Genomic DNA, 11,885 nt, shown 5'->3' on the forward strand with positions numbered 1-11,885 from the left:
TTTCGCGGATTTCGCTTTAACTTTTGGTCGATTTGCTTTAACTTCGGATTTTCGCTTTAACTTCAGGATTTCACATGCCATTATCACACAAAAAAAACGCAGCGAATGATTTCGCTGCGTCTCTTATCAAGCATGAATAGGCATTAAATCAGTCAACGACTTCGATCTTGTCTTTGCCGCCGAATTTTTCATACCAAGGTGTTGCATTTTCAGCAAGAATAGCGTTAAGTTCTTCAACGTTCTTCCTACCTTGCGTTTGAAGCCATTCAACAGCGCCTTTTTCTCCGCCCTTGCCGTAAGCTTCAACGCCGTCGCGCCATGTTGCACGGCCACAAAGAACGCCGTTATATTTTGCACCTGCATCATGTGCAAATACAAGCGTCTTTTGGAAGAGTTCCGTTGAAACGCCTGCGCTCAGCCAGATGTAAGGAATCGTTGTCAGCTTGTCAACTTCGAGGAAGTAGTTCTTTGCTTCTTCAGCAGTGTAAACCGGTTTGTTTTCGCCGACACCTTCAACACGGCTCATGTCAACAGGAACTTCCAATTTCAGAACATCGATGCCGTAGCGTTCTTGTGTGAAGACCTTGATCGAGTCAAGAACCTTTTGCGGTTTAACTTTTGCATATTCTTCTTTGTCCGTGATCTTTTCGTCATAAGTAACGATTTCGAAGAACAACGGAATATCTTCAGCCTTGCATTCAGAACCAATGCGTTCTACGAAGGCTTTCTTTACATCGTTGATTTCATCGGGTTCATCCGGATCAAAGTAAACGAGCAATTTAACAGCAGTACCGCCGTTTTCTTTGATGCGCTTTACAGACCAGTTAGGAAGGAGGTCCGGGATACGGCCAGGTTCTGTAGCGTCATAACCTGTCTTTTCATAAGATGTCAGCAGACCGCAAGAAGCTGCGCGTGCTTTGCCGGCAGGGATACCGTATTCAGGGTCAAGCAGAATTGCGCTTGCATATGGTGTTAGTTCTCTTGAAACAAGTGTTTTGAAATCCGCAAGTTCTTCAACCGTAGCGTCTTTGCCTTGTGCTGCGCCGATCATTCTTTTCAATGAACCGCGTTGGTCGATTGCCAATGCAGCAATGACGCCATTCTTGTCAGACAATTGTTCGAGGAATTCAAACTTGCCTTTAGTCATTTTAACCATTAAGTATAACCTCCAAGAATTTTTTGGGAAAAAACTTTCCCCAAGCTATAAATAAACGACTAACAACCGCTGAAAGCAGATGCGGTTAATCGTTTTTATCTCACAATCTTCATTTTACGTCATTATCCGGCATAAAGTCAATTTGGTAAATGCAATAATCTTGTGAACAAAATTTTTCTAACAAACAGAAGCACACGGCGCCGCTCAACCAAAAAAGGTTTGGTACAACAAGAAAACATTCAAGCAGATCACGACTGCCGCAATCCCCCATGCAGCGGCTGTCGTCAACTTATGATTCACAAGTAGACCCATTATCGTTTTCTTGCTCGTAAAAATGACCAACGGAATAATAGCGAGCGCAATGCCGAAAGACAAGACAACCTGACTGATCACCAGAGCCTTCGTTGCATTTGCACCGGAAATAATCAAGATCAGCGGCGGCAGCATCGAGCAGATACGACGAATGAAGACGGGAATACGCTTATGGATGAACCCCTGCATCATGATGTCCCCCGCAAGCGTGCCGACCGACGAGCTTGACAGTCCTGCAGACAGCAGCCCCACGCCGAACAAGATGCCGGCCATTGGAGCAATATAGTTGCTGAATCCGTGAAAAGCAACGGACAAGTCATCAATCACTTCTTTGCCGAAAAATGTTGATCCGGCTACCGTCAGCATAATCGCATTAATAATACCGGCGATCACCATGGCAATCAATATATCAATCTGTTCAAAGCGAAATATTTTCTTCCGCTCTTGCGCATTACGACCGATGACCCGGCGGCAGGTAAGCCCTGAGTGCATGTAGATCGCGTGCGGCATCACCGTCGCACCAAGAATGCCTGCCGCAAGCAAGACGCTCTCGCTGCCTTGGAATTTCGGAACGAACCCCTGGACAAACGGTTTGAACTCGGGTAAAGAAAAAAGAATTTCACAACTAAATGCGATGACGACAATAAAAACCATCATCGCGATGACCATTTCAAGCGGCCGGAATCCTTTCACTTGAAAAGTAAGAATCAAGAGTGCACAGACAGCGGTCAAAAGGGCAGCCGGGATCATCGGCATACCGAAAACGAGATGAAAACCGAGCGCTGCGCCAATAAATTCGGCAAGATCGGTCGCCATAATCATGACTTCCCCTTGAATCCAATAAAAAAAGGAAACCTTCCTCGGCCATCGATCACGAATAATTTCCGGCAAATTGTGTGCCGTCGCAATGCCCAGCTTCGCGGACAGCATTTGAATAAGAATAGCCATCACGTTCGAGACAATGACGACCCACAAAAGCAAGTAGCCATATTGTGACCCGGCCTGAATATTTGTCGCATAATTGCCGGGATCGATATACGCAACGGCTGCGATGAAGGCTGGACCGATAAACGGAAGCATCTGCCTCCAGCCCTTTGCTTCCCCAACTGCTTGCTCAAAGGACTGCGTTTCTGGTTCGGCTCCGAATCGTTCGGAAGCTTGTCTTTTTTTCATTCCTTGATTTTCGAATCGATACTGTCCGGTCTTCGAACACTTTTGATCGGACATGACTCTCCTCCTTTTTCACTCAATCAATAGATGTTTCATGAGAGAAACTCTTATAGACTTAACCTACTGTATTTCCAAGCAGATTTCAACTTATTTTTCGCTGAAACGCTATAGTTGCAAAATTTAATTTTATTCAACAGAATTTACTGGGATGTCGCGGGAGCCGAACGAAGAACATATAGAGGAACAAGGCTGAACAAAGCGCGCCGTACAAAGGATAAAGGGTGGTAATCAGCGATCCATAGCCGAATTGTCCAATCACAAACGTGCACAAGATGAGGACGATCATCGCCAGCCGGATCGAAAAAAATCTAGGAAAAACGCTGTGCAGCTGCCGCGTCAATCCAAAAATATTGCCGACAAATGTCGTTAAGATTTCGCCGAAGATCACAGCAATAAACGCGTAATTCATCACCAAACCAAGCGGCCGAACCATCTCCGCCATCGGCATCTCGAACAGACCGATCCCGGGACGCCCGATCAGCATCAGATGGGCAAGCAAGAGAAGTCCGCCAAGCAATGCCCCGCCAAGGATACCCCCTGCGAAAATCACCTGTTCATCATCGATATCGCGGGCCATTGGAACGAGTACAATCAGCGCCATAGAAAGATTATAGGCAGCATAATTAAAGGCAGCCGTCATCCAGCGGAATTGTCCGCTTTCCGGAAACGTTTGCGGGCCGGCTTGGTTTGTCCAAAACGTGAGAACAACAAAAAAGAGCAACAGCGGAACAACCAGTGAATTGATAAACAGAAGCCCGCGCAACCCTTTGAACACGAAAAAGATGCCGATCAGCAGCGCCAGCAAAATGCCCAACTGTCGATTGAGGCCTAGCTGCTCACCAAAGAGTGCCCCGGCTCCGGCAAGCATGACGCCGGTCATACCGAGTGTGATAAAAAAAAGAAGTGCTTGGATGATACTGCCGACCTGCTCGCCAAACATACGGATCAGCAGTTCATTAAACGAATACGCATTCATTCGTTTTGCATAAATCATCATTTTCGTGCCGATCCAGGTCATGATCACACCACTGAACACAGCACCGATCGTACCGAATGCATGATATTGGGTGAAAAATTGAATGATCTCTCTGCCTGAGGCAAATCCTGCGCCAACTACGGTCCCCACAAAAGTTGCCGCAACCTGCAGGATCCCAATCACTTTTCGTTTCACCATCAATCATGCCCCCTCTAGAATTGCCTAAAATGGTCCCTATCGCCATCCTATGCAGCGCTTGTCCCGACAATTCCTTTTCAGTAACCGCTTTACAAGCCAGTTTGCCTCACTTATAATGAATGAAGGTGTAAAAAGACTTCAGGAAAGGGGATATGTATTATGGCAAGCAGAATCCGCAAGACCTCATTAACTTCAATTGTCTTCTGCCGCCAATCCCCGATCCACGGGAATCACTGACGTTTCTATTGACGATTAGGGATGGGCGGCTGCTTGCATGGTCGTACTCATTATGGAAAGACCGTGCAGACGGTCTTTTTTTAATACCTAATTTTCTTATAAAAACGGGGGATATCCATTGAAACTTGAAAAATATGGCCGGAATCAGTATATAGAAAAGTGCTCTCTTACGCTTAATCATGATCAATCGTTTGGCCGCGTGTTCTCAGAATACAAAGGGCAGTACAAACTGATGACCGAGCAGGGCAGCTATCTCGCCGAGGTGACCGGTAAATTTCGCCACCAGGCTAACGGACGCGAAGATTTCCCTGCTGTCGGCGATTGGGTTGTCTGCCGCGAGCGTCCTTCTGAACACAAGGCAGCCATTGACCGCGTCCTGCCTCGCTTCAGCAAATTTTCACGGAAAGCAGCCGGTTCAACAACAGTCGAACAAATTGTTGCTGCCAACATCGACACAGCCTTTCTCGTTATGGCGCTGAATCACGACTTTAATGTTCGCAGACTGGAACGCTACCTGACCATGGCTTGGGACAGTGGTGCCAATCCGGTTGTGCTACTCAGCAAAGCCGACCTTTGTGCCGATCTCGATGCTAAAGTCGCTTCCGTACAGGAAGTTGCGTTCGGGGTGCCGATTATTACCGTAAGCGCCATCGCAGATACCGGAAAAGAGCAACTGGGCGCATATTTTGGCGAAGGGAAAACGGCTGTTTTTCTCGGTTCATCCGGGGTCGGAAAATCAACAATTGCAAACTGGCTGTGCGGCGAGATCATTCAAAAGGTAAACGCTGCTCGCGCGGACGATGATCGCGGTCGGCATACAACCACGAGCCGCGAACTGATTGTGCTGCCGAATGGTGAGGTCATTATTGACACCCCGGGGATGCGCGAGCTGCAACTGTGGACAGCTTCGGAAGATTCGCTTGACCACAGTTTTACCGACATTGAAACGCTGGCTGCTCGGTGCCGGTTCCGCGACTGCTCGCATCAGAATGAGCCGGGCTGCGCTGTTCAAGAAGCGCTGAACACCGGTGCGCTCAGCCAGTCGCGTTACGACAGTTATCTGAAATTACAGCGCGAACTCGCTTTTATCCGGCGCAAGAATAACGTTCAAGAACGCCTCAAAGAAAAAGCACGCTGGAAGAAAATCCATAAAGCGATACGCAAAAAACACGAATAAGCCGATGGATGGACAAAATAGATCGTTCGCTTAAGGAGACTGCCCCTGTGGCGGTCTCCTTAAAGTATTGCAGCATATCTTGGGAGGGTCGCCTATTTTTTCATCGCGTAAAATGATTAGGAGATACCATGGGTCACTTGAAAAGGAGAATACTGATGAATCAAAATTTGCAGCCGTTACGACACGAAGATTTCGACCTGTTTTTTCAAATTATGAAACAGTCTTTTCCAAACGTTGAGGTGCGTCCGCGCCTTAGCGAACATGCTTTGCTACAAGAAGACGCATTTACGGTATGGGCGCGCTACAGCGCATCAAAACATGCAATCGATGGATTTATCGCTGAATGGTCCTTTAACGATTTTCTATTCATTGAGCACTTTGCGGTGGCGCCGAGCCTGCGTGGAAACGGCATCGGCGGACAAATGCTCAAAGACTATTTGCGGCGAACGAACAAACCGGTGCTGCTCGAGGTGGAGGAGCCTGAAACGGAACTGGCTGAACGCCGCATCCATTTCTACCGGCGCAACGGATTTAGACTTAGCCGATTTGGTTATGTACAACCGGATTTGCGCCGTACCGGCGATCGCGTCCTGCTTCGGCTGATGCAATACCCGCAAGCACTATCTGAAAGGGAATTTCAGCAACGAAAAAATGCGATCTTTCACCTTGTTTATAACCGCGTTATGTAGTAAAAAGATCGGTCGGGCTCGCAACCGGCCGATCTTTTCTTCTTTAGCAAACCCAAGTCGCACCAATGATAATCAAAAGAATGAATAGAACAACCACCAATGCGAAGCCTGAGTTATAACCAAAACCTACTGGAGCTCCCATAGTCCTCATCACCTCCGTGGGTTCATTCCTATCCTATGCACACGCCCCCAAATGCGTTTCTCCTTAATTTCAATTTGGGAGTGCTCAGTATGTTGTTTATGCCCCTCCTGCTCTACTGTGATAGAATGATCATGATTTGTGTTGCGACAGATTATGCTGCACAGGAACGCGATGTTGGATTATGGAGGTGCTCACTCAATGGAAAATTTTGAAAAACTGCTCGATCACTACGCCGATATTACGGTTAACGTTGGGTTAAATGTGCAGAAGGACCAGGAAGTCATGATCTTCGCACCAATTGAATCCCCGGAGATTGTGCGCAAGGTCGTGAAAAAAGCTTATGAAGCCGGCGCGCGAAATGTTTATGTCGAATGGAGCGATGAAGCATTGACGCGTCTCAGACTCAGCCTTGCTCCTGAAGCGTCGTTACATACGTTCCCGACGTGGCGCGCTCGCGCGCATCAGGAACTGTCGGATCAAAATGCTGCGTTTCTTTATATTTACTCGCCGAATCCTGAACTGCTAAACGGCATTGACGCGAAACGAATTGCTGCAGCGCAGAAGGCAGCTGCGGCAGCAAATAAGCAATTCTCAAACGATAAGAGCAGCGCGAAGGTCAGCTGGACGATTATCTCGGTGCCGACGCAGGCCTGGTCGAAAAAGATTTTCCCCGACCTCGCTGCGGATGAACGCATGGACGCGCTCTGGAAACAGATCTTTGCGATTACACGAGCGGATGCAGCCGATCCTGAAGCTGCATGGAAAAAGCATATCCAGTCCTTAAGTGATAAGCTTGATTACTTCAATAAGGCGCGGTTTAAAAAGCTGCACTACAAAGGTCCGGGCACAGATCTTGTGATTGAGCTTCCTGACAAACATCTTTGGGCAGGCGGCGGAATGGTTAACGATCAGGGCATTCCGTTCCAGCCGAATATGCCAACCGAAGAAGTCTTCACCTTGCCGCTGAAAAAAGGAGTAAACGGTACCGTTGCAAGTACGAAACCGCTTAATTTTGGCGGAAATCTCATCAATAAGTTCTCACTCACATTTAAAGAGGGAAGAATTGTTGATTATTCTGCGGAGCAAGGTTTGGATACACTGCGTCAGATCATTGAAACGGATGAAGGCTCGCATTATCTTGGCGAAGTCTCGCTCGTACCGCATCACTCACCAATCTCGGATACAAATTTGATTTTCTATAATACGTTGTTTGATGAAAATGCTTCGTGCCACCTCGCGATCGGTCACTCCTACCCGTTTAATTATCAGGGTGGACGAAAGATGACCCTAGACGAGTTAAGCACGCATGGCGCTAATCAAAGCCTGATGCATGTTGATTTCATGATTGGATCCGGCGAGTTGGACATCGATGCTGAGGCTGCAGACGGAACGCTAACTCCAATCTTCCGCAACGGCAACTGGGTGATCTAAACGAACGAAAAAGTGCCAAACAAACTGCTGTTCCCTGTGCCTTCAATCCCCGTGGCGTTCCGCTCAAGGATCAAAGCCTATTTCTTGTACAGGAACGGCGTCTATTGATATCAAAAAAAGTCACCCGATGATTATCGGGTGACTTTTTCGTTCGGTTGCTTAAATTTTAAAGCGTTTGATTTCTTCTTGCATGGTTTGGGCTTGTTGCTCTAACTCGCCGGCGAGCCGGTTCAGCTCTTCCATTGAGGCGGTCTGTTCTTGAACAGATGCGCTCATTTCTTCCGTGCTTGCCGCGGTCTCCTCGCTCGTTGCTGCAATCGTTTGTGCTCCTTGCGTTACCTGCTCGATTTGTTGATGCGTCATGATGATCGCATCGGCAATCGTCTCCAGACCTTTTACATTTTGTTGAATCGTTTTCTCGATTTCCTTAAATGCATGATCGGATTCAGAGACTGCATCAGTCTGGCCTTGAAGTACCGTAGCGGTCTCATCACAATAGGCAACAGCCTGCTTAATTTCTTCATTCATCGATTGAACCGACGCGGTTACTTCTTTTAATGAAACGTTGGTTTGCTGGGCCAGCTTGCGAATTTCACCTGCGACAACGGCAAATCCCTTGCCGTGCTCGCCTGCATGAGCCGCTTCAATGCTTGCGTTCAGCGACAACAGATTGGTTCTTCGCGCAATACCATCGAGAACATCAACAATCTGGTGCACATTTTTTGCATGCTCATCAAGTTTCTGCACGGTAGTGATGATTTTGCGGGTCGTATCCGCTGACGACCTCGACTGGCTGGATAAATGATTCATTTTCGCGCGTCCGCCACTCGCATGATCCTTCATCTGGTTGGCTCCAGTAAGTGCCTCTTTACTTTGCTGATCAATTTGGTTCACTTGCTGCAACAGCTCTTGAAGCGACGCCTGGCTTTCGTCGATTGAAGCAGATTGATTCGATGCCCCGGCAGCAATTTCCGTCACAGTGGCCGTGATCTCATTCGCCGAAGCGACATTTTCCTCACTGCTGGCAACCAAGGTCTGTGACGCACCGGCAATCTGCTGCGACACATCCGCCATCTTTTTCAGCGCTTGACGGTTCGCATGGGCAAGCGCATTGATGCTGTGGGTCAATTGCGCAAATTCATCTTTGCCTTCAATTGGGATGACAACCGTCAAATCTCCCTTTTCAATTTTGCCTGCTGCCCTTTGAATCTTCTTTAATCGTTTAAGCATGATGCCAAACACATAGATGATATACAAGATGGCAACCGCAATAATGATCAAAATGGTTAACACAGATGGCAGTGCAATCAGATTCGCTTTGTTGGCGATTTCTCCATTATCAATGATCCCGAGCAGTGTCCAACCGGAAATTTTGTTTGTTTTGAAAACGACCAGCCGTTTTACACCGTCAATCGTTGCATAAAAGCTTCCGCTCTTCCCCATTTGATGCATTTTCTTATAAAAGTCCTGTTTGGCAGCACTTTTGCCGACTTCATCCTGATCTGCCGATGCAATGTAGGTGCCCTTACTATCCAGCAATGCGGCATGGCCGTTATCGCCTAGTTTTGAAGCACTGACCTCACGAACAAGCGATTGGATGAACAGATCCATTTTGATGACACCCTTGACCCGATCGCCGTCAACCACTGCCTGTTCGACACTGACAACATTCTGCTTGGTGACTTGGTCAATATAGGGATCGGTCCAAATCGACTTGCCCTTGCCGGCGACCCCTTCCTGGTACCAGCGTTCTGCCGTAGGGTCATAGCTGCTTGAAAAGAAATAGAGCGGCGAACGGACAATGTCCTTTTTCGCAGAAGCATAAGTTAATGCCTGGTACTTGGTGTTTGAACTGAGAACATTCTCAAAGTCTTTCTGTATTTGATTAAAATTTTTGTCCACGTTGTTCAACATTGGGTTTATCGTAAACTGGCGGACAACCGATTGTGCATCGTCAAAATATGTATTGAACGTTTGATCGGTGGCGTTCAGCTGTTGCCTTGTGGCGTTGGTCAGCTGCTCACGAATCATTCGTGCACCATAGATATAACTAAATGATGCGCCAATGATGCTGACGATCACCATTACCGACACGATTGGAATCAGCAGCTGCTTGCGAAGACTCATATGCTGCAACGCCCGTCCATTTATGTAGCCAAAGAGATGCTGAATAAAACGGACCACGCGATGATTCTTTTCTTCAATGCGGTGCGGTTTGTTCCTTAACTTTTTATCTTTTGTAGTATCTTTCTTTCTCAAGTATCTCTCCCCCTAAAACTGCCGAGGTTGCACGCCAGTTTCTCTTTATTTTGTTTGCGATTCATTGCGCAGCATCGCGCGAATTGCTTCTGCATCGCTCTCCAAATCGGCTGCCAGCTTGCTTAGATGATCCAGCCCGGCGGTTTGCTCCTCGATCGATGCCGTTGCTTGTTCGGTACCTGCCGCGTTCTGCTCGCTGATTTGTGCCATGCCGTCGATGGTTGTCTTAATCTCCTGAGTACGTTCCGACATATCTTTAATCGAATCTGTGATCATGCCGATTTGTTTGCGGTTCTCTGCGACAGCCTCCGTAATCTGTGCCGAAGCTTTTTCAAAGTCGGCGACAACAACAAATTGTTCTTCAAGCACTTTGCTCGTCTTGCCGGCAAAGGTGACGGTGTGCGCCGTATCGTCGCGAATGCCATTGATTAACTCAGAGATTTCGTTGAGCGCTTGATCCGTTTGTTCCGACAATTTACGCACTTCATCCGCAACAACGGCAAATCCTTTTCCTTGTTCACCGGCGCGTGCCGCCTCAATTGCCGCATTTAGCGCCAGAAGATTGGTCTGCCCGGCAATCTCCGATACATCCGTTATGATCTGACCGACATTTTTCGAGCGTGCCTCTAATGATCCAATGGCATCGATAATGTCCGCGGTTGCACTGATGGTGCGTTCCGAGTGCTTGCGCAACTTAACGACCGATTGTTTATTTCGGTTCGAGACGTCGATCAGCTGCTCTGCCCCGGTACTCATCAGAGCGGTTTGTTCTTCAATAGCGTTCGTTCGTTCTTTTAACTGATCGGTTGCCTGTTTATTTTTTCTCACCAGTTCTGATTGATCCGAGGCGCCTGCGGCAATTTCACTCATGGCCGATCCGATCTCGCTTGAGGAGGCACGATGTTCTTCAACATTGGCCGCAATCGTTTGCGATGCATTCCTTACCTTCTCAGAAACATCCGTCATAATACCGACACGCGTATGGTTCGTCTGAATCAGGCGGTTGATGTCTGCGGCAAGCCGCGCTAATTCATCGTTTTCCGTATCATGTGCGATCGTTTGCAGATCTCCTTCTTCTGCTTTGCTCACAGCGGCACGCAGCCGTTTGACACGAAGATTATAGGTGTTGAAAATACCATATAAGGAAGCAATGCCTAGAATAAGAACTGCGACAGCCGCGCCAAACGCGGCGATCAGCCATTCATTGCGCCCAAAGAAATAGAATAGAAAAGCAGTGGCTAGAGCGCCAAGACAAAAGACCGCAAAATAAGCAGTTTGGAGGTTATACCTCCTTGGCGTTCGTTTGTTGTTTATATTGCTCTTCTCTGAAGTTTCCACCGATGATTCCTCCCGCAAAAAAAACAATCGTTTACCATTCACAAACTAAAGCGACGATACGCTCTTTATATCGGTTTATATCCTTAAAAGGTTTAAAGCGACTTGCCTTATTCGTGCTGACTCTGCCCGAAATTCATGCGTCGCGTCTGATGACTGCCGGTGTAAAACAGGTAATAGTACACATCGAGCAGAAATACGATCACCATCGCGAGAACCATGCCGAAGAGATCAAAGGTAAACGTATCGATCAGATGCCCGGTACGTCCCGGCACAAACGTCTGATGCCATTCATCGAACATGGCATAGCAAAGTGAAATCGCCGGCCCGCACAGGTAGCAAAGCAGACGCGGCATCACCGTTGTCATGAACAGATTGATCAGCATAAAGGTCAGTAAGCAGTACTCCGCAACATGGCTTGCCTTGCGGAACACAAATTCAAACAGTGCATACGGGTCCTCAGAAGTCACATGCTGCCCGCTGTAGTACAAATCAACATGTGGAAAGGTTTCCGCCGTCCACTGGAAATGTGCCTTTAAAAACGGCTGGAGATCCTGTTCAGCATAGGGGGTCGATGAGCCTTTGTAGATTAAGCCGACAATCAATAGAATAAGTACGAGCCAGAAAAAGAACGCTTTACGGTTTTTCAGCATCTTTCCATCTCCCATCATAAATACGTATCTATTAGAAAACTTGACTTTGCCAAGCCTATGGCCGAAGGCAAAGTCTTCGTTGCGACGGCC

At 47.6% G+C, this 11,885-nt stretch carries 10 protein-coding genes; 3 read left to right on the top strand and 7 right to left on the bottom strand.

Annotation, left to right across the window (positions count from 1 at the left end; genetic code table 11):
• Window positions 1-148: 148 nt before the first annotated feature.
• From lacD to SIN01_RS12055, 3 genes are all read right to left on the bottom strand, one after another.
• The gene (lacD, locus tag SIN01_RS12045; protein WP_010026649.1) at window positions 149-1,156 is read right to left on the bottom strand and encodes a tagatose-bisphosphate aldolase; all 1,008 of its coding nucleotides are present in this window, start codon (window positions 1,154-1,156) and stop codon (window positions 149-151) included.
• Between the two features lie 204 nt (window positions 1,157-1,360).
• Window positions 1,361-2,641 carry an Nramp family divalent metal transporter gene (locus SIN01_RS12050; protein ID WP_029548288.1) on the bottom strand — a complete coding sequence of 427 codons (1,281 nt, stop codon included), beginning with the start codon at window positions 2,639-2,641 and terminating at the stop codon, window positions 1,361-1,363.
• Window positions 2,642-2,828: 187 nt separating this feature from the next.
• A complete protein-coding gene (locus SIN01_RS12055) occupies window positions 2,829-3,872 on the bottom strand; it encodes a YkvI family membrane protein (RefSeq protein ID WP_010026647.1) in 1,044 nt (347 codons plus the stop codon).
• 355 nt (window positions 3,873-4,227) lie between these two features.
• On the opposite strand from SIN01_RS12055, the gene rsgA reads away from it, so the two are divergent.
• Together rsgA and SIN01_RS12065 are read left to right on the top strand one after the other, a co-directional pair.
• The gene (rsgA, locus tag SIN01_RS12060; protein WP_010026642.1) at window positions 4,228-5,286 is read left to right on the top strand and encodes a ribosome small subunit-dependent GTPase A; all 1,059 of its coding nucleotides are present in this window, start codon (window positions 4,228-4,230) and stop codon (window positions 5,284-5,286) included.
• Between the two features lie 155 nt (window positions 5,287-5,441).
• Complete coding sequence (locus SIN01_RS12065) at window positions 5,442-5,975, top strand: GNAT family N-acetyltransferase (protein WP_010026641.1); 534 nt, start codon at window positions 5,442-5,444, stop codon at window positions 5,973-5,975.
• Between the two features lie 43 nt (window positions 5,976-6,018).
• On the opposite strand, the gene SIN01_RS12070 is transcribed toward SIN01_RS12065, so the two are convergent.
• The gene (locus tag SIN01_RS12070) at window positions 6,019-6,117 is read right to left on the bottom strand and encodes a YjcZ family sporulation protein (protein ID WP_141306102.1); all 99 of its coding nucleotides are present in this window, start codon (window positions 6,115-6,117) and stop codon (window positions 6,019-6,021) included.
• Between the two features lie 198 nt (window positions 6,118-6,315).
• Here SIN01_RS12070 and SIN01_RS12075 point away from each other — a divergent pair, with 198 nt between their 5' ends.
• A complete protein-coding gene (locus SIN01_RS12075) occupies window positions 6,316-7,548 on the top strand; it encodes an aminopeptidase (RefSeq protein ID WP_010026640.1) in 1,233 nt (410 codons plus the stop codon).
• Between the two features lie 159 nt (window positions 7,549-7,707).
• On the opposite strand, the gene SIN01_RS12080 is transcribed toward SIN01_RS12075, so the two are convergent.
• From SIN01_RS12080 to SIN01_RS12090, 3 genes are all read right to left on the bottom strand, one after another.
• Window positions 7,708-9,807, bottom strand: coding sequence for a methyl-accepting chemotaxis protein (locus SIN01_RS12080; RefSeq protein ID WP_010026639.1), 2,100 nt, complete (start codon window positions 9,805-9,807; stop codon window positions 7,708-7,710).
• 45 nt (window positions 9,808-9,852) lie between these two features.
• A complete protein-coding gene (locus tag SIN01_RS12085; protein ID WP_010026638.1) occupies window positions 9,853-11,145 on the bottom strand; it encodes a methyl-accepting chemotaxis protein in 1,293 nt (430 codons plus the stop codon).
• Between the two features lie 107 nt (window positions 11,146-11,252).
• Window positions 11,253-11,885, bottom strand: a 633-nt coding sequence (locus SIN01_RS12090; RefSeq protein ID WP_244935258.1) for a VanZ family protein, incomplete at its 5' end; no start/stop codon positions are given.

It is taken from the genome of Sporolactobacillus inulinus, from assembly GCF_006539285.1.
In the GTDB taxonomy this organism is placed as follows: Bacteria; Bacillota; Bacilli; order Bacillales; family Sporolactobacillaceae; genus Sporolactobacillus; species Sporolactobacillus inulinus.